Raw genomic sequence first — 25,655 nt, forward strand, 5'->3', positions numbered from 1 at the left:
CCGGAGCCAGATGCGCGGAGACGGACCCGCCGGGGGGCGGACCCGACCGGGGTACAGGCCGCCGGGGGCCGGACCCGCCGGGGGGACAGGCCCGCCGGGAGACGGATCCGCCGGGGGACAGGTCCGCCCAGAGATAGGCCCGCCGGGAGACGGATCCGCCGGGGGACAGGTCCGCCCAGAGACAGGCCCGCCAGGAGACGGGCCCACCGGGAGACGGACCCGCTCCGAGACGGATCCGCCCCGGAGACAGGCCCAGGGAGATGGACCCGCCCGGAGACGGATCCGTCCGGAGACAGGCCCGCTGGGAGACGGACGCGCCCGGAGACAGATCCGCTGGGAGACGGGCCCAGCCGGAGACAGGCCCGCCGGGAGACAGGCCCCGCCCGGAGACATATCCGCCGGGAGACAGGCCCCGCCCCGGAGACCTACTCGTCCGGTAACCCCAGCTCCGCCCAGATCGTCTTCCCCGTGGCCGTCTGACGGCTTCCCCACCGCTCCGCCATCTGCGCGACCAGCAGCAGTCCCCGCCCGCCTTCGTCGAACACCCGCGCCCGCCGCAGGTGCGGAGCCGTGCTGCTGCCGTCGGAGACCTCGCAGATCAGCGCGGAGTCACGGATCAGGCGCAGGACGACGGGGTCGTCGCCGTAGCGGACGGCGTTCGTGACCAGCTCGCTGACGATCAGTTCGGTCGCGAAGGACGCTTCCCCCAGCCCCCACGCAGTGACCTGCTCGCTTGCCGCCTTCCGCGCCCGGGCCACCGCCGCCGGGTCGCGCTCGAGGTGCCAGGTGCGCACCCTCGCCGCGTCCAGGGCCGAGGTGCGGGCCAGCATCAGGACGATGTCGTCGGCCGGGCGGGCGGGCAGGACCGTGCGCAGGACGTCGTCGCAGGTCTCCTCCAGCGGACCCGCCCTGTCGGCGAGGGCTCCGCCCAGCAGGTTCAGACCGACCTCGATGTCCCGGTCGGCCGCCTCGACCAGCCCGTCGGTGTAGAGGGCGAGCAGGCTGCCCTCCTCCAGTTCCACCTCGACGGACTCGAACGGCAGGCCGCCCAGGCCCAGGGGCGGCCCGGCCGGCAGGTTCAGGAAGCGGACCTCGCCGCCCGGGGTGACCACGGCCGGCGGCGGGTGGCCGGCGCGGGCCATCGTGCAGCGGCGCGAGACCGGGTCGTAGACGGCGTAGAGGCAGGTGGCCCCCACCTCGCCCGCGGTCACGCTCTCCGAGGGCCGGCCGCCGCGCGTCTCCGGCCCCTCCTCCCGGTCGAGCCTGACGACCAGGTCGTCCAGCTGGGTGAGGAGTTCGTCGGGCGCGAGGTCCACGTCCGCGAGGGTGCGTACGGCCGTGCGCAGGCGGCCCATCGTCGCCGAGGCGTGGATGCCGTGGCCCACCACGTCGCCCACGACCAGCGCGACCCGGGCGCCGGACAGCGGGATGACGTCGAACCAGTCCCCGCCCACGTCCGCGCCGGAGCCCGCCGGGAGATAGCGGTACGCCACCTCCATGGCCGCGAGGTCCGGCGGGCGTTCGGGCAGCAGGCTGCGCTGGAGGGTGAGCGCGGTACGGCGTTCGTGGGTGTAGCGGCGGGCGTTGTCCACGCTCACCGCGGCCCTCGCGACGATCTCCTCGGCGAGCAGCAGATCGTCGTCGCTGAAGGGCTCCGTCGTGCGGTGCCGCAGGAAGTGCACCAGGCCGAGGGTGACCCCGCGGGCGCGCAGCGGCACCATCATCACCGAGTGGATCATGTACTTGGCCACGGACTCGGCACGGGCCCGGGAGGAGTCGACCCACTCCTGCATCCCGGGGTCCAGGGGCTCCGCCCGGGTGCCGCGGCCGGCGATCAGGGTCTGCATCGGGGGCGTGTCCACGGGGTAGAACGTCCTCTCGCCGGACGCCACCGCCGACTCCGGGCAGCCGTCGAGGACCGATCGCTGCGCCGTACGGCGTACCGTGACCGGCCGCTCCGGCGGCACCGGTTCCGGTTCCGCGCCGAGGGCGACCGACTCCAGCAGGTCCACGGTGACGAAGTCCGCGAAGCCGGTCACCGCCACCTCGGCCAGTTCCTCGGCGGTCCGGGTCACGTCCAGGGTGCTACCGATGCGGAGGCCGGCGTCGTTGAGGACCGCGAGGCGGCGGCGGGCCCAGTACTGCTCGGTGGTGTCGAAGACGGCCGCGGACAGGCCCCGCAGCGCCCCGCTCTCGTCCTTCAGCGGGGAGAGGAACATCGACCAGGCGTGGCCCCGGACCTCGCCGGGTGCCTGTCCGAAGCTCTCGTGGAAGAGCGGCTCGCCGGTGCGCAGCACCTGCCGCTGGAGGCGGTCGTACTCGTCGAAGGGCGGGTTCGGCTCGATCTCCCACAGGGTCAGACCGCGCATCTCGGCCAGGGTGCGGCCCATCACCCGGGTCATGACCTCGTTGGCCGCCACCAGCCGGGCCTCGGTGTCGTAGACCGCCACCGGCACGGGCAGCTGCGCGAGCGTGAGGTCCCACAGGGCCTCCGCGTCCGGTTCGACGGGCCCGGCCATGTGCTCCTGGGCGGCTGCGGTCACCAGCCACGGCCGCGCGCCGTCGCCGTCCGCGAGCGGTGTTCCCTTCAGCCGTACGACGACCCGGCCGCCGCCCCGGTGCCGCAGTGCGACCTCGGTGGCCCAGGGCCGGCCCTCGGCCACATGGCGGCGCGCGGACTCGGGCAGGCCGACGGCGAGGAGGGCGGCCGCCGGTCGTCCTACGACCTCTTCGGCCTCGTATCCGAGCAGCTGACGCGCCCCGGCGCTCCACACCGTGATGGTCCCGCCGGCGTCGACGACGACCGCCAGGTCCTCGGGTACGCGTCCCTCCACGGTGCCTCCGGGTGTGCCGCCCCTGCCGTCCATGCTCCCAGCGTCCCGCCGCACAGGCCCCCGCTCAAGCGGCGGCGCTGCCGTGAGGAGCCGCAGTCTTGCACGGGGCAGCGGGGAGAGGGAACGGAACGGGGTGATCGCGGCGGACCGCCGTGCCGTGCGCCCGGGATGCGTCAGCCCAGCGGGGTGTCGGCCCAGGGGAGGGACGCGGCCGGGTCGTTGAAGGCTTCCTGGCGGGGCGGCTGGACCTCGTGGCAGGTGAAGCCGAGCCGGGTCAGGGCCCTGCCCACCTCGCTGGCGGTGAAGTCGCGGCGGTCCTGCCGGGTGATCACCTGGCCGACCTGCTTGACCGGGTAGACGTGGGGGCCGACGGTCACACACAGGCCGGTGGCGGGTTCGGGCTGGACGCCGTCCATCGACCTCTCGACCTCGCTCATGGTCAGGTCGAAGGGAAAACGTGCGATGACGATGCGCATGGTGCCTCCACGGGGGCGGGGACGTGACGGTGAGAACGGCCAGGGTGCGGCCCTGTTCGTCTCCTTCTCGACGGGGACGCCGGCGGCGCGGCCACCGGGCCCGTCAGTGGGTCGTACGGCTATCGGCTGGTGGGGGTGGAGCGGCGGCCGCCCCGGCCCCGCGCGGGGCGGCTGCTGCGGCCGCGTCCCGCGGACCCGGAGCGCTTCGGGGTCTCGGCGGGCGCCGGAGCGGGGAGGACGACGGGCACGCCGGAGGGGGTGCGGGCGCCGGTGATGCGGTTCAGCTCGGCCTCGCCCGGACGGACCCGGGTGGTCTGCGCGGTGACGCCGGCGTCGGACATCAGACGGTCCACCGCGCGCCGCTGGTGCGGCAGGACCAGGGTGACCACGGTGCCGGACTCGCCGGCGCGTGCGGTACGGCCGCCGCGGTGCAGGTAGTCCTTGTGATCGGCGGGCGGGTCGAAGTTGACGACGAGGTCGACGTCGTCCACGTGGATCCCGCGGGCCGCGACGTTGGTGGCCACCAGCACGCTCACCTGGCCGTCCTTGAACTGGCCGAGGGTGCGGGTGCGCTGCGGCTGGGACTTGCCGCCGTGCAGCGCCGAGGCCCGCACGCCCACCGACAGCAGGTGCTTGGCCAGGCGCTCCGCCGCGTGCTTGGTGTCCAGGAACATGATCACGCGGCCCTCGCGGGCGGCGATCTCGGTGGCGGTGGCGTGCTTGTCGTCGTCCCGGACGTGCAGGAGGTGGTGGTCCATCGTGGTGACGGTGCCCGCCGACGGGTCGACCGAGTGCACCACCGGGTCGTGCAGGTAGTTGCGCACCAGCCGGTCGATGTTGCGGTCGAGCGTGGCCGAGAACAGCATCCGCTGGCCGTCGGGGCGTACCTGGTCGAGCAGGGCGGTGACCTGGGGCATGAAGCCCATGTCGGTCATCTGGTCGGCCTCGTCCAGGACGGTCATGGTGACCTGGTTCAGGCTGCAGTCGCCGCGCTCGATGAGGTCCTTGAGCCGGCCGGGCGTCGCCACGAGGACCTCGGCGCCGGCCCGCAGCGCGGACGCCTGCCGGCCGATCGACATGCCGCCGACGACGGTGGCCGCGCGCAGGCGCAGCGCCCGCGCGTAGGGGGTGAGCGCGTCGGTGACCTGCTGGGCCAGTTCGCGGGTCGGTACGAGGACCAGGGCGAGCGGGTGCCGGGGCTCGGCGCGCTGTCCGTCCAGGCGGGCCAGCAGCGGCAGACCGAAGGCGAGCGTCTTGCCGGAGCCGGTGCGGCCACGGCCGAGGACGTCACGGCCGGCCAGCGAGTTCGGCAGGGTCGCGGCCTGGATGGGGAAGGGGGTGGTCACACCCTCGGCGAGGAGCGCGGCCTGCAGACGCTCGGGCAGGTCCAGCTCACTGAACGCCTCCACCGCGGGCAGGGCCTCGGTGACGGTGGTGGGGAGGGTGAACTCGCCGCGAGGTGCGGCGGCCGGGCGGGAACGCTGGTGGCTCGCGCCCCGGGAGTGCAGGCGGGACGTGCTGTTCCCGTTGTTCCCGGTACGACGGGTGCGGTTCATGGGAGGGGAACCCTTCCTCGATGCGTGCGGCACGTGTCGAGGAATTCCTGCTGGGCGCGGCGAAGCCGCACGAGAATTCGCAAGAAAGAGCCGGGGAGAAACAAAGCGAAGATAATAAGATTCTTCGGGACAATCAGATTGTTCACGGGCAATGGGACAGGGCCCGCACCCCAAGAGTGCGGGCCCCAGCCGTGAAGATACGCGTCAGCGTCAGGCGGGAACGATGTTCTCGGCCTGCGGGCCCTTCTGGCCCTGCGTGACGTCGAAGGTAACCTTCTGGCCTTCCTGAAGCTCGCGGAAGCCGGAGGTGGCGATGTTGGAGTAGTGCGCGAACACGTCCGCGCCGCCACCGTCCTGCTCGATGAAGCCGAAGCCCTTTTCCGCGTTGAACCACTTCACGGTGCCAGATGCCATATTGAATCTCCCTAGGGGGCAGTGCCGAGACCCGCACTGTACGGACCTCGAGTCGCCGCGATGGACTCCCCTCCGGAAGATCCGGAAAGACGCCGGTGAAGTTCAATAAAGAAATTCTCCGGAAACCAAAACTGCAACTTTTATCACGGTAACACAGGGTAGGTGGGTGGATCTACACCGACTTGAATCGTGGTGGCGCCCTGGTCGAAAACCTTGCAGGGCCCCGCCCGGGATTCTGTTGCGGCCGTGACAGTTATTCGTCCGGCCGTCGGCACATCTCCTCGTTCGGGCGGAGGCCTCGGTGAGCGGGTCCTCCAGGACAGCGGGATGTCGGCGGCCCGCCCCATGGTGTATGTCCAAGGCCCACGCACCCGCATATGTGACGTCACCACACCAGACTTTTGCGCCCGCCCGAAGTCCCCGAGAAGCACCCCCCGACGCCCGGCGTGATCCACCACACGCTCGGATGCCGACTCGTCGCCGACTCAGGCCGGGTACGGCGTGGTCTCGCGGGCCGAGCGCAGGGCGCCCGCCCACCAGGACAGCTGTTCCAGCAGGGTCTTGGCGTATCCGGCGGCCTCCGGGTCCAGGGGGCGGCCGTCCTGCCACGCGGTGAAGTAGTTGGGGAAGGCGAGGCCGTCGCGGACGGTGACCGCGTGCAGTTCGGTCAGGACGTTCTCCAGGTGCAGCACCGCGTGGCGCCCGCCCGCCGCGCCGCCGTAGCTGACGAAGGCGACGGGCTTGGCCGTCCACTGGGTGAAGTGCCAGTCGATCGCGGCCTTCAGGGACGCGGGGTAGCTGTGGTTGTACTCCGGCGTGACCACGATGAACGCGTCGGCGCTCTCCAGGGCCGACGTCAGCGGCTCCATCCCGGCCGGCCGCGGATAGTCGTCCCCCGCGTACTTCGGCGACACCGCGGGCAGGGCCAACGGGACGTCGATCCCGGCCAGGTCGACGATCTCCACCTCGAACCCCCCGTGCGCCGCGGCCTGCTCGGCGACCCACGAGGCCACGACCGGCCCGAACCGCCCTTCGCGGACGCTTCCGACGATGACCACCAGCTTGTGCTTGTCGTTTGCCATGCCCACCACGATCGGACCGCTCCGCGACCACAGCCAGACCGGGCTGAGGCTGGCCCCCGCAGGGCCACCCTGAGCCCTGCGCAGGCGGCGGCGCGGAACCTATGCTCGGGTCATGGGGACACCACTGGGGGATTTCGTCCGGGCCAAGCGGGACAGTATCCAGCCGGAGTCGCTGGGCCTGCCGGACCACGGCCGCCGCAGGTCACCGGGGCTACGGCGATCGGATCTCGCCGCCCGGGCCGGCATCAGCGTCGAGTACCTGACCCGCATCGAGCAGGGCCGCGACCGCAACCCCTCGATCGCCGTGGTCAACGCCCTGGCCGACGCGCTCAGCCTGGACGCCGCCGAGCGCACCCACCTGCGCTACCTCACGAAGATCAGCGGCGGTGAGTGCGTGGCCCACCACGCTCGGCCCGCCCCGCCGTCGCGTCACGTACGGCCCTCCGTACTGCGGACACTGCGCCTGCTGGAGCCGGGCATCGCCCTGGTGACCAACCGGATGGGCGACGTCCTCGCCCACACCGGTGCGTTCGAGGCGGTGACGAACGGGACGGGACTGCTCGACTCCGAGACCCCGAACCTCACCCGGTACGTCTTCACCGACCCCCGCGCCCGGTCGTTCTTCGCCGACTGGGACGACATCGCGGACGAGCGGGCCTTCGACCTGTGGCTGGGGCCGTCTCTCGACTCCCACGAGTGGTTCACCGCGGAACTCGCACCCGTCGCGGGCCCCGAACTCACCCGCCGCCTGAACCGCCACGTCGTGCCGCGGCGCGGGGACCTCCGGCTGCGGCATCCCTCCGGACCCGAACTCCGGCTGGTCCGCGAGACCCTCGAGCTCTCCGCGGACGCACAGCAGCTGGTCGTCCTCCTGCCCGCGGACGAGGCGACGGACCGGGCGGTCGACGAACTGCGCCGTCCGGCCCACGGCGGACTGAGAGCCATCTCCTGACAGCCGGCCGGACCCCCGCCGTCCGGTGTTCGATTAGTGCTGCCATGTCATACCCTGCATCTTCGGTCGGCCGGGTTTCTTAGGGTGGACGCAGGAACCCGGACGGCGCTCCTTCCCTCTTCCACAGTCGGGCAGGCGGTTCTGACGAGCATCTAGTGAAACTGGCTGAAAGTGATAGAAATGCCACCGCGGATTCCTTCGCGAGCGAGGCTCTGGGCCGTGGGGGCCGTCGTGGCCCTCGGGTTCTTCGTCGCGATGGAGTGCGCCGCCCACCACTACGGCCTGCCGGGACCGCTCACCACCCAGGCGCGAGAGTTCGTGTGCCCGCCCAAGTCGGGCCCCCTGCTGTACGCCGGCCTGGCACTGATGACGGTGGTGCTGACCTGGCGGCAGCGGTTCCTCGCGTTCGGTGCCGCGATCGGCATAGACCTCGCCTTCGTGGTGGTCCGGTGGGTGTGCGACATCGAGGTGACCCACGGCCACCCCTTCGGCAACGGCGCGCTGTGGGTGATCGTGGGCTGCGCGGTCATCGCCCTCACCCGCCGCACCGGTGCGGACCGCGTCCTGCTGCTGAAGGGCGTCGGGCTGGGCCTGCTGCTGGTGGCCGGCCGCAAGACCGGTGACACCTGGCTGCTCATCACCGCGAAGAGCCGGCCGCAGGTGCTCGACCCGTACCTCGCAAACGCCGACCACGCCCTGGGCAACCCGTCGTGGCTGATGGGCCGGCTCGTCACCGCTACCGGAGCGGTCGGCTTCAACTTCCTCGACACCATCTACGGCCAGCTCGCGGTGGCCGCGGTGATCGTCGCGCTGTACCAGCTGCGGCACGTGGCGGCACAGCGCCGCTTCCCGCGCCACCACCTGGTGCGCACCTTCCTGCTGATCGGCCTGCTCGGACCGGCCATCTACATGATCTTCCCGGTGGTCGGCCCGGTCTTCGCCTACGGCACCGGCACCGACCACTGGGCGTCCATCGCCCTGTGGTCGCCGCAGATACCGAGCGACGGGAGCTGGGCGGTGGCGAACCTGTGGCCGCAGACAGCGCCGCCGATATCCGCCCCGCACTCCATACCGTTCGACGCGGTCACCCCGCGCAACTGCATGCCCAGCCTGCACACGGCGTGGGCCACCGCGATCCTCATCCACTCCCGCACGGGCCCCCGGTTCCTGCGGTACGCGGGCACCTTCTGGCTGATCGCCACCCTCTGCGCCACGCTGGGCTTCGGCTACCACTACGGCGTGGACCTCCTCGCCGGCGTGGTCTTCACCCTCACCATCGAGGCGGGCCTGCGCTCCTACGACCGCGGCTGGGACCGCGCCGGTCTCCGGCTGACGGCCTACGGCACGGCCGTCTTCCTCGCGCTCCTGCTGTCGTACCGCTACCTGCCGGTACAGATGGCCGAGTACCCCTGGCTGGCCGGGCCCCTTCTCCTGCTGGCGATGGGCTCGGTGATCTACGGCTACACGCGGACCGTGGCCCGGTGGGAACCGGTGACCCCGCCGGCGCGAGCGCCGCAGCCGCAGCCCGAACTGCTGTGAACCGCGGCGGACGCCCGGATCAGCCGCCCGTCCGCTCGATCCACTCGCCGCCGCCCAGCGGATAGTCGTAGCCCGGGCGGCCCACGTCGGCGCTGGTGCGGAACGGCCTGCCGTCGTCGTTGAGGTGGACCGTGCCGCTGCGGCCGCCGCTGGACCAGTCGAGGCTGAGGTCCCAGCGGACGTCGTGCGCCTTGGCGCGGGCGGTGACGTAGAAGACCTCCGGGTCGGACTCGCTGACCTTGTACGGGAAGTCGCGCTGGCCGTTCTTCGCGGTGACCGCGGGGCTGCCGTTGTCCAGGTCGATGTCGAAGGACTTGGTGCCGACACCGCCTCCGCAGCCGACGCCCATCGAGTAGTCGTTCCAGGCGAGCGGCGCGCCCTTGGTGAGGAAGCGGACGTGCAGGGCGTTCAGTACGACGGTCTCCTCGCCGGTGCCCTGGACGGTGAGCGCGATCTGCTGCTCGCCCGAGGAGACGGCCCCGTAGGCGGCGGCCCAGCGCGGCGCGTCCTGCTCGGGCGCCGGCGGGCCGACCTGCTCGGGGTCGCTGTCGACGAGGAAGTGCTGGCTGCACGGGTCCGCGTAGACGTAGGGACGGACGCCGACGGTGAGCGGGACGCCGGCGGCGGTGTCCGGGGCCGCGCCCTGCTCACCCCCGCCCTTCGCGGTGCCGGACCCGGTGCTCTTCGAACCGGCTGTCCCGCTCGGAGAGCCGGTGGCCGACGCGGACGGCTTGCGTGCGCTCGCGCCGGCGGACGGGCCGGCGGAGGGCTGCGCGGCGGGCCCGGTGTCCAGGGTGTCGGTGAACGTCGGCGCCGTGGTGTCCCCGGCGCGGGTGTCCACCGGGCGCAGGGCGTAGGCGACGGGCCCCAGCGCGGCGAGCACCGCGACGGACGCGATCAGCACGGTACGGCGACGACGGAGCCAGGAGCGAGGACGCGGCGGGGCGGCGTCGAGAGGGGTGTCGAGAGGGGTGTCGACGACAACGGGCTCGGCGTTCCCGGTCGCGGCCTCACCCGCATCCTTCGCCGCGACCTGGTCCGGCCTGCGTCCACGTTCCGCGTCCGCCAGGATCCAGCGCCGGTGCAGCTCCACCAGCTCCTGCGGTGTGGCCCGGCAGACCCGCGCGAGGCGCTCCACCGGGGCGTACTCGACCGGCACGGCGGTGCCGTTGCAGTAGCGGTGCAGCGTCGACGTACTCATGTGCAGACGCTTGGCGAGCGTCCCGTAGCTCAGCCCCGACCGGTCCTTGAGTTCCCGCAGCAGCTGCGCGAACGCCTCCGGCCGGTCGGTCCCCGTTGCCCCTGACACCCGTTCCCCTCAACCCCCAGCATCCCGGCAAAGCGTTCCAGGGGCAGTGCGTTCCCCCTGGTCAGAGCCCGTTCCGGCGTTCCAGTGTCCCCAACTGCCCGCTGAACGTGGCGGTCGGGACGGATCACCTCACAAGCTTCGGTCATCCAATCACCACGCCACCCGAACTCCGAAGGGGCACCGCACCATGTCCAAGATCTCCCGCACCCGTCTCGTCGCCGCCGCCGCGACCACCGTCCTCGCCGCGCTCTCGCTGACCGCGTGCAACGACGGGGCAGGCACCGAGGACGAGGGCCGCGCGGCCGGCACGAGCCCCTCCACCGCGGTCTCTTCCGAGGCCACGGCCTCCGCCACCCCGGCTCCCTCGGGCTCCTCGGCCGTCACCGGCCCGTCGGCCTCCACGGGATCCTCCGGCGCCGGGTCCACCGGCGGCACCACGACGTCCGCCGAGCGCACCGGCGTGCCGACGAAGGCGGCCACCTCCGGGGCGGGCAAGCCGGTCACCTGCGAGGGTTCCACCACCAGGACGGTCGCGGCCCCGCTGACCCGCCCGGTGAACCACATGCTGCTCACGGTCACCAACACCGGCAGCAAGAGCTGTTACCTGTACGGCTACCCGGCGGTCCGCTTCGGCGAGGCCCAGTCCGTGCCCCCGGTCATCGAGGCCTCGAAGCCGCAGGCGGTCGTCACGCTCGCGCCGGGCGAGTCCGGGTACGCCTCCGTGAGCCTGTCCGCGACCGACGGCAGCAGCGCGAACGGCTACACCGCGAAGTCCCTGACGGTCTACTTCCACGGCCGCTCCGGCAACGAGAGCGTCGGCACGGCCGCCCACCCGCCGCTGTCCGCGAAGGGCGTCTACGTGGACGACTCGCTCAAGGTCACCTACTGGCAGCAGTCGATGGACGACGCCGTCAGCTGGTGACACCACCGCGCCGTCAGCCGGCCCGGGACCCGGAGTTGTCGGATGTCGAGTTCGCGGCGCGGCGGTACTCGGCGTTGATGCGCTGCGCTTCCTCGAGCTGGTCCTCGAGGATGACGATGCGGCAGGCGGCTTCGATGGGGGTGCCGCGGTCGACGAGCTCGCGGGCGCGGGCGGCGATCCGCAGCTGATAGCGGGAGTACCGGCGGTGTCCGCCCTCCGAGCGCAGGGGAGTGATCAGCCGGGCCTCCCCGATGGCTCGCAGGAAGCCCGGGGTGGTGCCGAGCATCTCTGCCGCCCGGCCCATCGTGTAGGCGGGGTAGTCGTCGTCGTCCAGGCGGTCGCCGAGTGGAATATCTGCTGTCATGTCACCTCGTTGTGCAACGCGTCGAGGGGCCCCGATGCCGTACGGCACCGGGGCCCCGAAGGGAATTCAACACCATCTGTCGGCCCTGTTGCTGTGCCGACCTTCTGTTTCCGCTACCCGGCCCGGTGACGGGAGGGGTGCGGGGATCGCGGCTGCGTGACCGGGGACCACCATCCAATCCGGGGTCTTGCGGTACCCGGGCCGAACACGTCGGGCCGGGCGATCCTGATGGCGTCTGTCCTCCGTTCTTTCCTCGCTTGACCATGTCTACGAGAAAAACAGTAACCGTGGCAGGAGCCAATGTCTACTCTGACAAGAGGAGATTTTGGCGCTCGTGTGACGCAGACATCCTTCGACGTGAAGATCCGCGCCGGGATACGACGATGGGGCCCTGCCGACGCGCGTCGGCAGGGCCCCATCGGGCCTGAGGGTGGATCAGCCGGCGAGGCCGAGGACCTCCCGCAGCTGGAGCCGGTCGGTGTAGGCGGCGCTGTCCCGGAGAACGGCGAGCCCGGCCAGGGTGACCACACCCGTGCGCTGCTCGTCCCCGTCGCAGAGGACGAGGTGATCGACTCGGGCACCGGCCATGAGGGACAGAGCCACCTCGACCGTCATGTCGTCACTGACCCGGGGCCCGGGCCCCTGCTGGTCGAAGATCACGTGTGGCGTCTGGGTCGGCGTCATGGGTGTCTCCTACGGGGAAGGGGGCGGGGTCGTGAGCGGTCCGGCGCAGCCGTCCTAGGCAGCGGAGCCGAAGCCGGTCCGGCGCGGTGCGCTGCGGCGTGCCGCGTCGCCCACGGGGCGGCCCTGGCCCGCCTGGCCCCGGCGTCCACGACGGCCCCGGGAAGGGGACGAGGACGAGGACGAGGAGGATGTGCGGCGGGGGCGTTCCGCCTGCGGCGCGGTGATGACGACCGGGACACCGGAAGGCGCCTGGGCCCCGGTGATGCGGCTCAGCTCCTCCTCGCCCGAACGCACCTGGGCGATCCGGGGGGTGATGCCCGCCGAGGCCATCAGCCGGCTCATGTCGCGGCGCTGGTTCGGGGTCACCAGGGTGACGACGCTGCCGGACTCGCCGGCGCGGGCCGTACGACCGCCGCGGTGCAGGTAGTCCTTGTGGTCGGTGGGCGGATCGACGTTGACGACCAGGTCGAGGTTGTCGACGTGGATCCCGCGCGCCGCCACGTTGGTCGCCACCAGCACGGTCACGTGCCCGGTCTTGAACTGGGCGAGGGTGCGGGTGCGCTGCGGCTGGGACTTGCCGCCGTGCAGGGCCGCGGCGCGCACGCCGCTGCTCAGCAGGTGCTTGGTCAGGCGGTCCACCGCGTGCTTGGTGTCCAGGAACATGATCACCCGGCCGTCCCGTGCCGCGATCTCGGTGGTCGTCCGGTGCTTGTCCGCGTCGAGCACGTGCAGGACGTGGTGCTCCATCGTGGTGACCGCGCCGGCCGAGGGGTCCACCGAGTGGACGACGGGGTCGTGCAGGTAGTTCCGCACCAGCTTGTCGACGTTGCGGTCCAGGGTGGCGGAGAACAGCATCCGCTGCCCGCCCGGACGCACCTGGTCGAGCAGGGCGGTGACCTGCGGCATGAAGCCCATGTCGGCCATCTGGTCGGCCTCGTCGAGGACCGTGATGGCCACGTCGTCCAGTCGGCAGTCGCCGCGGTCGATGAGGTCCTTGAGCCGCCCGGGCGTCGCGACGACCACCTCGGCCCCGGCGCGCAGCGCACCGGCCTGCCTGCCGATGGACATGCCGCCGACGACGGTGGCCAGCTTCAGGTTCACGGAGCGGGCGTAGGGGGTGAGCGCGTCGGTGACCTGCTGGGCGAGCTCACGGGTGGGGACGAGAACGAGGGCGAGCGGCTTTCGCGGCTCGGCCCGCTGTCCGGCCGTACGGGCCAGGGTGGCGAGGCCGAAGGCGAGGGTCTTGCCGGAGCCGGTGCGGCCACGGCCGAGGACGTCACGGCCGGCCAGGGCGTTCGGCAGGGTCGCCGCCTGGATCGGGAACGGCGCGGTCACGCCTTCACGGCCCAGCGTGGCCAGCATCCGCTCGGGCATGTCGAGGTCGGCGAACGCCTCGACCGCGGGCAGCGCGGGCGTGATCGTCTTCGGCGGGGCGAACTCGCCCTGCACGGCCTGCCGATTTCCGTTCGTCCTGGAACCACGGTACGGAGCGCCGGAGCGGCCACGGGTGGGATTTGAGCGTGTGCGATTCATGCGAAACCTTCCTTGATGCGGCACGTATCAAGGAATTCCCGCAGCCGGTGAGCGGCGCAGAGAATCGCGAGAACGGGCCGAGGCGATGTGTGTGATGCGCCCTGAAATGCCGCGAGCTGGGGCCCGCACCGCAAGGTGCGGGCCCCAGCTGCGAAGTTAGCGCGGCGGTGCCGAGCGTCAGGCCGGAACGATGTTCTCGGCCGTCGGGCCCTTCTGGCCCTGCGCGATGTCGAAGGACACCTTCTGGCCTTCCAGCAGCTCACGGAAGCCCTGGGCGGCGATGTTGGAGTAGTGGGCGAAGACGTCGGCGCCGCCGCCGTCCTGCTCGATGAAGCCGAAGCCCTTTTCCGCGTTGAACCACTTCACGGTGCCAGTAGCCATGTCATTTCTCCTTCGGAGGCGGTTTCGGAATTCACCCTGCGTGAATCCCGTGTCGCCGTGCTGATTAACCCGTCGGAAAAAACCTTGTGGCAACCACACCTGCAACTGAGATCGACAGTAGCACGGGGTGATCGGCCCCGGCGGGGCGATAAATGTGGACCGCACCGACGTTCGGGGAATACTCGCCGTGCCCCGGTCCTATATCTCATTCAGCGGGCGCAGATATTGCGCCCCCCTGGACGCCGCCTACCTCCCGCGCGCTCCACCCGCAGCCCTGTGACCTCCGGTGATGGCGGATTCGCCGGGGTCCTCGGCATCAGGGGACGGCACGGCGGCGAACGCCCCGGAACCCCGCGATCACGATGAACGTCACATCCGGCGCCCGCAGCGGACCGCACCCGTGACACGCCCCCGGATGGACTATCCCGCTCATTCCCGACCTTTCAGGCCATACCGTGCCGAATATGATGAGATTTCATATCTCCCGCCTGGCATGCACTGTGGCGATCATCGGGGCGGTGTTCGGGGCCGCCCCGCCCGTCGCCGCCGACCAGATGACCCACGTGGTCTTCCCCGGAGAGTCGATCCAGCAGGCGGTGGACGCCGCCGAGCCGGGCGACACCGTCCTGCTGACCCCGGGTACCTATCGCGAGAGCGTCATGGTGAGCACGCCCGGGATCACCCTGAGCGGCATGGGCCGCAGCACCGTCATCGAGCCCGCCCCGAAGAAGACCGGCAAGTGCGCCGAGGCCGGCAACGGCATCTGCGTACTCGGTACGAAGGACCACGACGTCGAGGGCGTCACCATCGCCTCCCTCACCGTGACCGGCTTCACCAGTACCGGCGTGTTCGCCATGGCGACCGACGGGCTGACCGTACGGAACGTGACCGCGGTGAAGAACGGGGTGTGGGGGATCGCCCAGGAGCGTTCCGTGCACGGGGTGTTCCGCAAGAACACCGCCCGGGACAACGGCGACGCCGGCCTGTTCCTCGCCAACACCATCAAGGAGGAGGCGGGCGCCGCGGACACCGGGGGAACCCTGGTCGAGCACAACCGCCTGGAGGGCAACCGGATCGGCCTCACCGTCCGGCGTCTGAGGAACCTCACCGTCGCGGGCAACCACCTCACCGGCAACTGCGCGGGCGTCTTCGTCGTGGGCGACGAGAACAAGCCGCGGGCCGGTGCGCTGACCGTGCGCGACAACTCCGTCGTGAAGAACAACAAGTCCTGTCCGAAGACCGCGCGGCTGGACGCGCTGCAGGGCTCCGGGATCGTGCTGACCGGCACCGAGGACGCCCTGGTGACGGGCAACCGCGTCATCGGCAACGCCGGCGCCTCCTCCCTGTCGGGCGGCATCGTCCTGTTCAAGAGCTTCGTGGGCACCCCCAGCGAACGGAACCGGATCTCCGACAACGTGCTGGAGGACAACGCCCCGGCGGACCTCGTCAACACGGACGCGGGCAAGGACAACACCTTCGAACACAACACCTGCCGGGCCTCCAGGCCCGCCGGAATGTGCTGACCGGCCATGGCGATCCAGGAACTCGAAGAAGAGAGGCGGCCCATGACGACCGCTCAGACCACTCGGACGGCCGAGGCCGCCCGGACCGCCCCGCCGCCTTCCATGCGGCTCAGGGAACTCGTGTTCGGCGCGGCCTGTGCCGCCGCCCTCCGTGCGGCCGCCCGGCTGGGCGTCGCCGACGCCCTCGACGACAGCCCCCTGGCCGTGGAGGACCTCGCGGCCGCGGTGAAGACCGAACCCAGGACGCTGCGACGGCTGCTGCGCGCCCTGTCCTGCTACGGCATCTTCGCCGAGCAGCGGGACGGGACGTTCGCCCACACCGACATGTCCCGGCTGCTGCGTGAGGACGACCCGAACAGCCTGCGCGACATCGCGCTGTGGTGCACCGAGCCGTGGACCTGGGCCGCGTGGCCGATGCTGGACGAGGCGGTGCGCTCCGGCCGCAACGTCGTGGAGGACCTCTACGGCAAGGAGTTCTTCCAGTACCTCAACGAGGACGCCCCGGAGTCGGCCGACGTCTTCAACCGCGCCATGACGACCTCCAGCGTGCAGTCCGCGCGGGATGTGGCCGAGTTCCTCGATCTGTCGGGGAGCAAGTCCGTCGCCGACATCGGTGGCGGTCAGGGGCATGTGGTGGCGAGCCTGCTGGAGAAGTACCCGTCGCTCCACGGCACCCTGCTCGACCTGCCGCGCGTGGTGGAGAACGCCGACCCGCGGCTGCGTCCGGGCGGCGCGCTCGCGGACCGGGTGCGCCTGGTGCCCGGTGACTGCCGTACGGCCGTTCCGGTCCAGGCCGACGTGTACATCATCAAGAACATCCTGGAGTGGGACGACGAGAGCACGACCCGCACCCTGCGCAACGTCATCGGGGCGGGCGGTCCGGGAGCGCGGGTCGTGGCCATCGAGAACCTCGTCGACGACTCGCCCTCGATGCGGTTCAGCACCGCCATGGACCTGCTGCTGCTCCTCAACGTCGGAGGGGCCAAGCACACCACCGAGAGCCTGACCCGCAGGCTGACGGAGGCGGGCCTGGTCATCGACGACGTCCGCCCGGTCAACCCCTACCTGCACGCGTTCGACTGCACGATCCCCGCCTGACCGACCCTCGCCGGGCACGCGCGGTGCGTGCCCGGCGAGCGGCGGGTCAGGAGGCGGCGTCCCGCTCCCAGCGGTAGAAGCACCGCGCCATCGCGTCCTTCGGTGACCGCCAGGTCGCCGGGTCGTACGCGCTGACGTACGCCGCGAGGCGCTCGCTGATGTCCCGGAACTCGGGGTGTCCGGCCGCTTTGGCGATGGCGGGCCCGGGGTCCTGCTCGGACTCGATGAGGTGCAGGTACACGTCGTCGAACTGGAACAGGCTGCGCCGGGCGACCCCGACGAGGTGCGGCAGTTCGCCGCGGTCCGACTCCTCGAACACCTTGGCGATGTCCAGGGCCGACTCCGGGGCCATACGGGCGACGATCAGGGACTGGTGCATCGTCATGTTCTCCGTCCCGCTCAGTCGGACAGCATCTGTACGGGCCGGCGCTCTTCGGCGGCCTTCTCGATGCGGTCCCGGATCAGCTCCATCTGGACCTTGGAGTTCCGGTTGATGTTGTCCGTCATCCAGTCGTCGTCGACCGGTGCGTCCGGCCGCATCGCGAAGTCCTGCGTCCACACCATCCGGGTGCCCTCGGGGACCTTCTCGTACTGCCACACGATGTTCATGTAGGCGAAGGGCCCGGTCTCGACCCGGCGGGCCCGCACGGTGAGCGTGTCGCGGTCCGGCTCCCGCTCCGAGACCCAGCTCCACACCTTGCCGTCCTTGTCGGGGTGCATGGTCAGCCGGAAGGTGGTCCGCTCGCCCTCCCGGGAGATGATCTCGGCGGAGGCGTACTCGCTGAACAGCTGCGGCCAGCTCTCGACGTCGTTGGTCATGTCCCAGACCAGGTCCAGCGGGGCCGCGATGGTGATCTCGTTCTGCGTGTGTCCGGTCATCTCAGGCTCCTGCCAGAAGCGCGCTGTTGACGAGTTCGAGGAACTGCCGGGGACTCTTGCTCTTCTCCGCGTCGGGAGGCATCGGGGTGCCGTACCGGTTCTCCAACTCACCCACGATGCCGAGCAGACCGAGCGAGTCGAGGCCGAAGGCGTCGAAACCCGAGTCGCTGCGCTGCTCGAGCTCCGCGGGGGCGACGGTGATGCCGGCGGCCTTCTTCATGAGCTCGGCCAGCTCTTCCACGGTGATGCGGTCACTCATGGCGTTCCTCTCCTTGTGTGGTGTTGTGTTCGCGCAGCCTCGCTAGGAGGCGTCCGCGGCACCGCGCCGTAGCACCAGCGCCGCGTTCGACCCCATGAGCCCTCGGCTGAGGACCAGTGCCGTACGCGCCTCGGTGGCTCGCGCGCGGACGGTGACGAGGTCGAGGTCGTGGCAGACGTCGAAGACGTTGGGGGTGGGCGGGATCAGCCCGTGCTCCATCGCGAGCACCGCGGCGGCCACGTCCAGCACGGGCGCCGCACCGTAGGCGCGGCCGATGGCGGTCTTCGGCGCCGTGACGGGCACGCGGGTGCCGTGCGGGCCGAGGGCGTCCGCGATCGCCAGCGCTTCGGCACGGTCGGCCTCCGGGACGCCGAGGGCGTCGGCGAAGACCACGTCGATCTCCTCCGGTGCGCACCCGGCCTCGTCCAGGGCACCCCGGATCGCCTGGGCCAGCCCCTCCCGGGACTCCTCCCAGCGGGAGGCGCCGGTGAACGTCGCCGCGTGTCCCGCCAGCGTGGCCCGCACGGGCACGCCCCGCTCCCGGGCCGAGTCCTCGGCCTCCACGACGAGCATGGCGCCGCCTTCCGCGGGCACGAATCCGCAGGCGGCGGTGGTGAACGGGCGGTAGGCGCGGTCCGGTTCCTCCACGGTGCTCAGCTCCTCGTAACCGAGCTGGCAGACCATCGAGTAGGGGGCCAGCGGCGCCTCGGTCGCGCCGGCCACCATCACGTCGGTGCCGCGCCGCACGGCCCGCGCAGCGTGCGCCAGGGCGTCCAGACCGCCCGCCTCGTCGGAGGCGACCACCCCGCAGGGGCCCTTGAGGCCGCGCCGGATGGAGATCTGGCCGGTGCTCGCGGCGTAGAACCAGGCGATGGACTGGTACGGCCCGACGAACCGGCTGCCCTTGCCCCACAGTTGCTGCAGCTCGCGCTGCCCGAACTCACCGCCGCCGGAACCGGCGGCGGTGACCACGCCCACGGAGAACGGCGCGGCGTCGGTGTCGGACCGGCCGAGCCCGGCGTCGTCCAGCGCCAGGTCGGCCGCGGCCATCGCGAAGTGGGTGAACCGGTCGGTCTGGACGAGGTAGCGCTCCTCGACCGCCGAGGGCGGATCGAAGTCCCGGATCTGACCGGCCACCCGCAGCGGCAGGTGCTCACACCCGTCACGCGTGATCCGGTCCAGGACGGCGACGCCCTCCATGGTGGCCTTCCAGAAGGCCTCGGTGCTGATTCCGTTGGGCGCGACCACGCCGATTCCGGTGACGGCCGCGCGCCGGGGTTGGGGTGCGCTCATTCGGTCCTCTCCCTCGGCAGGGTCATGATCACCGCGGACTGGAAGCCGCCGAACCCGCTGCCCACGGAGAGCACGCTGCGCAGCTTGCGCTCGCGGGCCACGCGCGGCACGTAGTCCAGGTCGCACTCGGGGTCCGGGGTCTCGTAGTTCGCGGTGGGCGGGACCACCTGGTGGGCCAGGGCCAGCGTGCAGGCGACGACCTCGATCGCCCCGATCGCGCCGAGGGAGTGGCCAACCATGGACTTGATGGAACTCATGGGCGTGTCGTAGGCGTGCGCGCCCAGCGCCCGCTTGACCGCGGCCGTCTCGTGCCGGTCGTTCTGCAGGGTGCCCGACCCGTGCGCGTTGACGTAGTCGATCGCCGTGGGGTCGAGCCGGGCCTGGTCGAGGGTGTCCGTGATGGCCCGGGCCATCTCCAGGCCCTCACCGGTCAGACCGGTCATGTGGTAGGCGTTGCCGAACGTGGCGTAGCCGCCGATCTCGCAGTACACGCGCGCGCCGCGGGCCCGTGCGTGTTCCAGTTCCTCCAGGACGAGCACCGCGCCGCCCTCGCCCATGACGAACCCGTTGCGCCGGGCGTCGAAGGGGCGTGAGGCGTGGGCGGGGTCGTCGTTGCTCGGGGAGGTGGCCTTGATCGCGTCGAAGCAGGCCATGGTGATCGGGGAGATCGGCGAGTCGGAGGCGCCGGCGATGCACACGTCGGCCCTGCCCTCCTCGATCGTGTGGAAGGCGTACCCGACGGCGTCGAGCCCCGAGGTGCAGCCGGTGGAGACGGTCTGCACCGGCCCGCGCGCCTCGAACCGCTCCGCCACCGCCGAGGCGAGAGTGCTGGGCGAGAACGCCCGGTGCAGGTGCGGACCTGCCTCCCGGGGGTCCACGTCCCAGCGCTGCCCGCCGTGGCTGACCAGGACGTAGTCGTGCTCCAGCCGGGTGGTGCCGCCGACCGCGGTGCCCAGCGAGACCCCGACCCGCCACGGGTTCTCCGCGGCCAGGTCGAGGCCGGAGTCCCGTACCGCCTCCTCGCCGGCGACCAGGGCGAACTGGAGGTAACGGTCGCTCCGGGCGATTTGCTCCGCGTTCAGTCCGTGGGCCGCCGGGTCGAAGTCGCACTCGGCGGCGATCCGGGAACGCAGCTCCGACGGGTCGAAAAACGTGATCCCGCGGGTCGCCGTACGACCGCTGGTCAGCAGGTCCCAGAACGCCGGGACGCCGATACCGCCCGGAGCGACGATTCCTATGCCGGTGACCGCCACGCGCCTGTTCATGAGCGCAACCCGGATTGTTCGGCCGCCCCGGCGTGGACCGCGTCCACGGGGATCGGCACGCCGTCGGCGTCCTCGGTGTCGACGTGCCCGAGCGGCGGGCTCGGGGCCAGCGGGCCGAGGTGGAAGACCATGCGGGCTTCCACGTTGCCGACGTTGCGGAAGCGGTGCCGCATGTGGGACGGGATCAGGAGCCCCTGCTCGGGACGGAGTTCATGGGGCTCACCGTCCAGGTCCACCTCGAGCTGCCCGCACACCACGTAGATGAACTCCTCGGAGTACGGGTGGTAGTGCTCGGCGATGCGGTCGCCGGGCTGCACGATGGCCACGCCCATGAAACCGCTGGTGGAGCCGACCGTGGTGGGGGTGAGCAGGGCGCGCAGATCGCCCCCGCGCCGGGTGTTGGGCTCGACCTCGCTGAGGTCCACCACTCCGGGATGACGTTTGATCACGAGGTTCCTCCGAACATGTGCTGCTTCGACATGAGGGCGTGGCCGGTCACGGCCCGAGCCGGTGGGATCAGGCCTCGGGCGCGCGGCGGTCGGTGACGAGGTCCATGCGGGAGACCGCGAGGAGGTGGGCGGGGGTGCTGTCCCGCAGGGCCGGACCGTCCACCCCGAGGGCTTCGCCGTCGAGGAGTGCCGTCAGCTCGGCCGCCCGGCCGTGATCGGTGAGACCGAGCACCGGGCCGGGGTCGCCGTCGAGGGGGCCGCGCACGTCGACCAGGCGCATCACGACGTCGTCGCGCTGGAAGATGGTGCTGCGCAGCACCGGTCCCCGCGGATCGTCCGCCGCCGCCTCGTCCTGCCGGGCGAGCAGCTCGGCCAGCTGCATGCCGCGGCCCTCGCGGGCCGGGTAGTACAGCGCGTGCCGCACGGCCTCCGGGCTCTCCTGTCCGGCCGTCACATGGTGGACGGCGGGCAGTGCCGCGCGGGTGAAGAAGACCCGGGCGGACTCGGGGTCGTCCAGGTCCCGGTCCTGCTCCAGGTACGGGTTGATGGCTTCCTCGACGGCCCGCACCTCGGGCTGGCGGGCGACGTGGCGCAGCGCGGCGAGCAGGTCGCCCCGCACCTCGATGGCCCGGACGACCCGGTTGCCGTGCATGAAGAGGGAGGTGCGGATCAGCCGGGTGGTGTCGTCGACCCGCGGTTCCGGCGAGGTGTAGCCGGCGAGGATCTCGGCGACGGTGGCCTCGCTGCCCGGCTTGACGGTGAAGGTGAGCGCGTGCCGGATGACCCCGTCACCGATCCTGGGCGCCGCCTGGAGCCGGCGCTTCCCGGGCCCGGTCGGCACCGCCGGGCCGCCGGTCTCGCGGACGATGTGGAAGCGCAGCGACCGGGTGTCCCGGACGCAGCTGTGCAGCGGCTGCACCATCCGCACGTGTTCCTCGCTGTTGACCCAGGTGAGGAACGGCGGGGCGCTCTCCCACTCGCTGGTGATGAGCCACTGGGAGGGGTTCTCGATGGACTGGCACAGCTGGTCGCTGACATGTCCGGGCACGGAGGCGACCTGGCTGCACAGACTCTCGTACGCCTCGAGGAACTGCTGCTGGGCCCCGTCGTAGACGTCGACCAGCAGGACGACACGGAGCCTGGAGCCGTCGAACACGGACTGGGAGACTCGCTGCGACGCCTGTTGCGTAGGCGCTTTCGAAACACGGTCGGACGTGGTGGTCATCCTGCGCACATCTCCTTCGGGGGCTAAGGCGGGCGAACGTCGGCCACGGGGCGTGACGTCGGCGTTCCTCGATCGTCAGCCCGCCCCGGGAAGCGCGCGACTCGTATGCACCGTGGGGGTGACCGGTGGGCCGGGAGCCGGGCGGGGCGGGGCGGGTGAGGGGGGCTCAGAGGAGGTGGGCGAAGACCACGAGGTTGTCCGTGTAGTCCTTCGCCGAACGGTCGTAGTCACCCGCACAGGTGATGAGCCGCACCTCGGGCCGGGCCGTGTCGTCGTACACGCGCCGGCTGGGGAAGTTGTCCTTCTCGAACGTCTCCACGCTGTCGACCACGAAGGACGCTCGGCGTCCGTCGGCACGGTCCACGTGGAAGACGTCCCCCTCCTCCAGTTCGCCGAGGTTCACGAACACGGCCGCCGACGTCTTCGTGTCGACGTGCCCGGCGATGATCGCGGTGCCCGGTTCCCCGGGGGAGACGCCCTTGGCGTGCCAGCCGACGAGGTTGGTGTCGCCGGCGGGAGGAGGTTCGAGCCGGCCGGTAGGACCGATGACGAGGTCCGTGAAGGGGGCGTCGACCCCGATCTTCGGAATGAGCAGGCGTTCGGGTCTGGACCGCGGCAGTTGCCTGCCGGCCGGCTGCCCGGCCGCCTGTCCGGGCGGTGCGGGTGGAGACGATACGGCGGTGGGCAGGGCCCGCGGCAGCCTGGGGGCGTCGGCGGACGACCCGTCGTTTCCGCCGAACAGGCTCACGGCCAGCACCAGGAGCGCCACGGCGCCCAGCATCAGCTTGGTGTGGGACCCGTCCCCGGTCGGGGCGGGATCGTCCTGGCCGGGACTGTCTGCGGGGGGAGAAGGACGAACTGCCATCGGGCACCACCTCACCAGGGCACGGCAGCAAATCAGGCGGACGGGGCACGGGGAGGGCCGGCCGGGCCGCCACGCGGCACACGCGTGGCGGCCACGGCGGCTATCGCGTCCGGCATCGGTCAGGCCATGCTTCCGGCGAACTTCTTACGGCGTGCCGCGTACAGGCCGGTTCCGGCGACCACCAGCATGGCGAGGCCGCCCGTGGTGACCGCCGGGGAGGCGAGCCCGCCGCCGCCGGTGTGCATGCCGCCGCTGGGCTTCTCGTGGCTGCCGCTCCAGCCGCCGCCGTCGTGCTTGCCGCCACCGGACTCCCGGCCCTGCTCGCTGTCCTTGTCCTTGTAGGTCTCCGGGTCGTACTTGGGGTTGGTGTGCTCCTTGCTGTAGGAGGAGTCCGACGAATCCCAGTCGTCCCCGGCCGCGTGAGCGCCGGGTGCGCCGAGAACGAGGACGGCCGAGGCCGCCGCCGTGGTCAGGAGGATGCGGGCAGAGCGCATGTGACGTTCCTTCCGTCGGTGGCCGGGCAGCTGCTGCTTCGTCAGCTGAGGTGGCCCGCCCCCGACGTGATCCACCGTCAGCCACCCGGGCGTCCGCCACCACTCAAGGCGCTCACCCGGGTGAACACGCCCGCATCCGGGGGAATGTCAGACGGATCCGAGCAGGCTGCTCAGCACCTGACGCAGCGTCGATTCGGCATCCGCGGCCGGCTCCTGCGACCGCCAGGCCACGAACCCGTCGGGCCGTACCAGTACGGCGCCTTGGGGCGTCGTACCGTGCGCGGCCGACCAGTCCGCGCCGCCCTCGAGCGTCAGCTCGGCGCCCGGTCCCTCGCCCAGCCGGTACGACGTCAGCGGGACGGACGTCTCCGCGGCGAGGCGGACGGCGGTCTCGTGCCAGCCGCTCGCTGCCTCGGCGTCGCTGAGCAGGACGAGCGAGCGTTCGTAGAGGTCCAGGGTGGAGATCCGTTCCCCTTGGCGGCGTACCACCAGGTGGGGTGCCCTGCTGCCGGGTTCGCCGGACAGGTCGAGGCGGTCCGGGACGACCGGGGTCGCGGGATCGGCGCCCACGACCGCGCCCTGCGGATAGCGGTAGCCGAGGGCCACGTTGAGGATGCCGCGCTGCGGGCCGCCACCGGTGCCGGGGGGCGGGGCGTAGCCGGGGTGGCTGTGCTCGGCCGACCGGGCGGCGGCACGGGCGCTGGTCGCCTCCGCCACCGGGCGCCGCTCGGCGTCGTAGGAGTCGAGGAGCGTCTCCCCGGCCCAGCCGCCGAGGACCGCGGCGAGCTTCCAGGCGAGGTTGTGCGCGTCCTGGATACCGGTGTTGGAGCCGAACGCCCCGGTGGGGGACATCTCGTGGGCCGAGTCGCCGGCCAGGAAGACGCGTCCCGACCGGTAGCTGCGGGCGACGCGCTGGGCGGCGTGCCAGGGGGCCCGGCCGGTGATCTGTACGTCGAGATCGGCGACGCCGACCGCGCGGCGGATGTGGTCGACGCACCGCTCGTCGGTGAACTCCTCGAGCGTTTCGCCGTGTTCGGGGTGCCACGGCGCGTGGAAGACCCAGTTCTCCCGGTTGTCGACGGGCAGCAGGGCGCCGTCGGCCTCCGGGTCGGTCAGGTAGCAGACGATGAACCGGCGCTCGCCCACGACGTCGGCGAGGCGGCGGGAGCGGAAGGTGATGCTGACGTTGCTGAACAGGTCACCGGGACCGCTCTGGCCGATGCCGAGCTGCTCGCGGACGGGGCTGCGGGGGCCGTCGGCGGCGACGAGGTAGTCCGCGAGGACGGTGGTGTGCTCGCCGGTCTCCCGGCTCTTGAGGATCGCGGTGACGCCGGAGGGCGAGGTGTCGAACGACAGCAGTTCGGTGGCGTACCGCAGATCGCCGCCGAGCCGCGTGGCGTGGTCGAGGAGGACCGGCTCCAGGTCGTTCTGGCTGCACAGGCACCAGGAACTGGGGCTGAAGCGGGCCAGTCCGCCGCCCGCGTCGATCTCCTTGAACAGCCACTCGCCCGCGTCGCCGACCAGGGTGGGGGTCTGCAGGATCCCGTGGTTGTCGGCCAGGGTGGCTGCGGCCTGACGGATCATCGGCTCGACGCCGGCCGTCCGGAACAGTTCCATGGTGCGCACGTTGTTGCCGCGGCCACGGGGGTGGATGGAGGTGCCGGCGTGTCGCTCCACCAGCATGTGCGGTACGCCCAGTCGGCCCAGGAAGACCGAGGTGGACAGGCCGACGAGGGAACCGCCGACGATGAGGACGGGGACCCTGTGGGTGGTGGGTTCGGCTTGGGCAGCTCTTTGGTTCATCACTCGCCTCCAGCGCGTCGTGTCCGCCGACTCGTCCGGGTGCGGCGGCGAGCTTCATGCATGCCCCGCGACACGACCACGGGCACAGGCTTCACCCGCTCAACACGCCCGGTTCCCCGAGTCGGCGGGCACTCGACGTGACGGCGGCTTCGACGCGCGCGGGGCCCCGATGCCGTACGGCATCGGGGCCCCGGAGGATCGGTACTGCGCCGGCGGCTCCTTGATGTGCGAGCCGCCCAGTGCGGCCCTCAGCCTCGTCGCCACCCTGGGAACGCCTTGGCTTCGAGGCTCGAGAGCCGCACTGACCTGCGAACTTCGTCTACCACTACCCGCCAGTTCGTGTCTGCCGGGTCTCTTTCGACCATGTCTACGATATGAAGCGTAACGATGTCGGCGAAGGATGTCTACTCTGGCAAGAGTAGATTTGCTGGCCCGGACCGCAGGCCGGTTCCGGGA

General features: G+C 71.5%; 25 protein-coding genes. 5 read left to right on the forward strand and 20 right to left on the reverse strand.

The window, feature by feature from the left end; all coding sequences use genetic code 11:
* Positions 1-425 precede the first annotated feature (425 nt).
* From ACZ39I_RS21865 to ACZ39I_RS21885, 5 genes are all read right to left on the reverse strand, one after another.
* A complete protein-coding gene (locus ACZ39I_RS21865; protein ID WP_467246002.1) occupies positions 426-2,867 on the reverse strand; it encodes a SpoIIE family protein phosphatase in 2,442 nt (813 codons plus the stop codon).
* 140 nt (positions 2,868-3,007) lie between these two features.
* Positions 3,008-3,310 (reverse strand): SCO5918 family protein, encoded by a 303-nt coding sequence (locus tag ACZ39I_RS21870; protein WP_053852860.1) that lies wholly within the window; start codon positions 3,308-3,310, stop codon positions 3,008-3,010.
* Positions 3,311-3,429: 119 nt separating this feature from the next.
* Complete coding sequence (locus ACZ39I_RS21875) at positions 3,430-4,866, reverse strand: DEAD/DEAH box helicase (protein WP_467246003.1); 1,437 nt, start codon at positions 4,864-4,866, stop codon at positions 3,430-3,432.
* Positions 4,867-5,076: 210 nt separating this feature from the next.
* Positions 5,077-5,280: a cold-shock protein gene (locus tag ACZ39I_RS21880; RefSeq protein WP_007383480.1), complete on the reverse strand. Its 204-nt coding sequence runs from the start codon at positions 5,278-5,280 to the stop codon at positions 5,077-5,079.
* Positions 5,281-5,765: 485 nt separating this feature from the next.
* Positions 5,766-6,362 carry an NADPH-dependent FMN reductase gene (locus ACZ39I_RS21885; RefSeq protein ID WP_467246004.1) on the reverse strand — a complete coding sequence of 199 codons (597 nt, stop codon included), beginning with the start codon at positions 6,360-6,362 and terminating at the stop codon, positions 5,766-5,768.
* A gap of 112 nt (positions 6,363-6,474) precedes the next feature.
* Between ACZ39I_RS21885 and ACZ39I_RS21890 the strand changes: the two genes are divergently transcribed.
* The gene (locus tag ACZ39I_RS21890; protein WP_467246005.1) at positions 6,475-7,314 is read left to right on the forward strand and encodes a helix-turn-helix domain-containing protein; all 840 of its coding nucleotides are present in this window, start codon (positions 6,475-6,477) and stop codon (positions 7,312-7,314) included.
* Positions 7,315-7,533: 219 nt separating this feature from the next.
* Positions 7,534-8,853: a phosphatase PAP2 family protein gene (locus ACZ39I_RS21895; protein WP_467246006.1), complete on the forward strand. Its 1,320-nt coding sequence runs from the start codon at positions 7,534-7,536 to the stop codon at positions 8,851-8,853.
* Between the two features lie 19 nt (positions 8,854-8,872).
* Here the strand turns inward: ACZ39I_RS21895 and ACZ39I_RS21900 are convergent, their stop codons facing one another.
* Entirely contained in the window at positions 8,873-10,162 is a 1,290-nt protein-coding gene (locus ACZ39I_RS21900; RefSeq protein ID WP_467246007.1) for a helix-turn-helix domain-containing protein, read from the reverse strand.
* A gap of 187 nt (positions 10,163-10,349) precedes the next feature.
* Here ACZ39I_RS21900 and ACZ39I_RS21905 point away from each other — a divergent pair, with 187 nt between their 5' ends.
* Positions 10,350-11,084: a DUF4232 domain-containing protein gene (locus ACZ39I_RS21905; RefSeq protein WP_467246008.1), complete on the forward strand. Its 735-nt coding sequence runs from the start codon at positions 10,350-10,352 to the stop codon at positions 11,082-11,084.
* 13 nt (positions 11,085-11,097) lie between these two features.
* Here the strand turns inward: ACZ39I_RS21905 and ACZ39I_RS21910 are convergent, their stop codons facing one another.
* From ACZ39I_RS21910 to ACZ39I_RS21925, 4 genes are all read right to left on the reverse strand, one after another.
* Positions 11,098-11,448, reverse strand: a complete 351-nt coding sequence (locus tag ACZ39I_RS21910) for a MerR family transcriptional regulator (RefSeq protein WP_467246009.1) — start codon at positions 11,446-11,448, stop codon at positions 11,098-11,100.
* Between the two features lie 435 nt (positions 11,449-11,883).
* Positions 11,884-12,132 (reverse strand): CBS domain-containing protein, encoded by a 249-nt coding sequence (locus ACZ39I_RS21915; RefSeq protein ID WP_352387476.1) that lies wholly within the window; start codon positions 12,130-12,132, stop codon positions 11,884-11,886.
* Between the two features lie 54 nt (positions 12,133-12,186).
* Complete coding sequence (locus tag ACZ39I_RS21920) at positions 12,187-13,665, reverse strand: DEAD/DEAH box helicase (protein WP_467246010.1); 1,479 nt, start codon at positions 13,663-13,665, stop codon at positions 12,187-12,189.
* Between the two features lie 177 nt (positions 13,666-13,842).
* On the reverse strand, positions 13,843-14,046 hold the full coding sequence (locus ACZ39I_RS21925; RefSeq protein ID WP_004986771.1) for a cold-shock protein: 204 nt from the start codon (positions 14,044-14,046) through the stop codon (positions 13,843-13,845).
* Positions 14,047-14,510: 464 nt separating this feature from the next.
* Between ACZ39I_RS21925 and ACZ39I_RS21930 the strand changes: the two genes are divergently transcribed.
* On the forward strand, positions 14,511-15,569 hold the full coding sequence (locus tag ACZ39I_RS21930) for a right-handed parallel beta-helix repeat-containing protein (RefSeq protein WP_467246011.1): 1,059 nt from the start codon (positions 14,511-14,513) through the stop codon (positions 15,567-15,569).
* Between the two features lie 42 nt (positions 15,570-15,611).
* Positions 15,612-16,667: a methyltransferase gene (locus ACZ39I_RS21935; protein ID WP_467246012.1), complete on the forward strand. Its 1,056-nt coding sequence runs from the start codon at positions 15,612-15,614 to the stop codon at positions 16,665-16,667.
* A 46-nt stretch (positions 16,668-16,713) separates the two neighbouring features.
* Here the strand turns inward: ACZ39I_RS21935 and ACZ39I_RS21940 are convergent, their stop codons facing one another.
* The 10 genes from ACZ39I_RS21940 to ACZ39I_RS21985 form a co-directional block, all read right to left on the reverse strand.
* The gene (locus ACZ39I_RS21940) at positions 16,714-17,046 is read right to left on the reverse strand and encodes a TcmI family type II polyketide cyclase (RefSeq protein ID WP_352388042.1); all 333 of its coding nucleotides are present in this window, start codon (positions 17,044-17,046) and stop codon (positions 16,714-16,716) included.
* Positions 17,047-17,066: 20 nt separating this feature from the next.
* Positions 17,067-17,546, reverse strand: a complete 480-nt coding sequence (locus ACZ39I_RS21945) for an SRPBCC family protein (protein WP_352387483.1) — start codon at positions 17,544-17,546, stop codon at positions 17,067-17,069.
* Between the two features lies 1 nt (position 17,547).
* A complete protein-coding gene (locus ACZ39I_RS21950) occupies positions 17,548-17,805 on the reverse strand; it encodes an acyl carrier protein (protein ID WP_467246013.1) in 258 nt (85 codons plus the stop codon).
* A gap of 42 nt (positions 17,806-17,847) precedes the next feature.
* The gene (locus tag ACZ39I_RS21955) at positions 17,848-19,098 is read right to left on the reverse strand and encodes a ketosynthase chain-length factor (RefSeq protein WP_467246014.1); all 1,251 of its coding nucleotides are present in this window, start codon (positions 19,096-19,098) and stop codon (positions 17,848-17,850) included.
* Positions 19,095-20,363 (reverse strand): beta-ketoacyl-[acyl-carrier-protein] synthase family protein, encoded by a 1,269-nt coding sequence (locus ACZ39I_RS21960; protein WP_467246015.1) that lies wholly within the window; start codon positions 20,361-20,363, stop codon positions 19,095-19,097. Before ACZ39I_RS21960 ends, ACZ39I_RS21955 begins: the two co-directional genes overlap by 4 nt.
* The gene (locus tag ACZ39I_RS21965; protein WP_352387490.1) at positions 20,360-20,812 is read right to left on the reverse strand and encodes a cupin domain-containing protein; all 453 of its coding nucleotides are present in this window, start codon (positions 20,810-20,812) and stop codon (positions 20,360-20,362) included. Before ACZ39I_RS21965 ends, ACZ39I_RS21960 begins: the two co-directional genes overlap by 4 nt.
* 67 nt (positions 20,813-20,879) lie before the next feature.
* The gene (locus tag ACZ39I_RS21970; protein WP_352387492.1) at positions 20,880-22,037 is read right to left on the reverse strand and encodes a SchA/CurD-like domain-containing protein; all 1,158 of its coding nucleotides are present in this window, start codon (positions 22,035-22,037) and stop codon (positions 20,880-20,882) included.
* Positions 22,038-22,203: 166 nt separating this feature from the next.
* Positions 22,204-22,902, reverse strand: coding sequence for a class F sortase (locus tag ACZ39I_RS21975; protein WP_467246016.1), 699 nt, complete (start codon positions 22,900-22,902; stop codon positions 22,204-22,206).
* Positions 22,903-23,021: 119 nt separating this feature from the next.
* Positions 23,022-23,396 carry a hypothetical protein gene (locus ACZ39I_RS21980; RefSeq protein ID WP_352387496.1) on the reverse strand — a complete coding sequence of 125 codons (375 nt, stop codon included), beginning with the start codon at positions 23,394-23,396 and terminating at the stop codon, positions 23,022-23,024.
* Positions 23,397-23,543: 147 nt separating this feature from the next.
* Complete coding sequence (locus tag ACZ39I_RS21985; protein ID WP_467246017.1) at positions 23,544-25,199, reverse strand: FAD-dependent oxidoreductase; 1,656 nt, start codon at positions 25,197-25,199, stop codon at positions 23,544-23,546.
* Between the last annotated feature and the right edge of the window lie 456 nt (positions 25,200-25,655).

It is taken from the genome of Streptomyces sp. NPDC024687 (assembly GCF_055559055.1).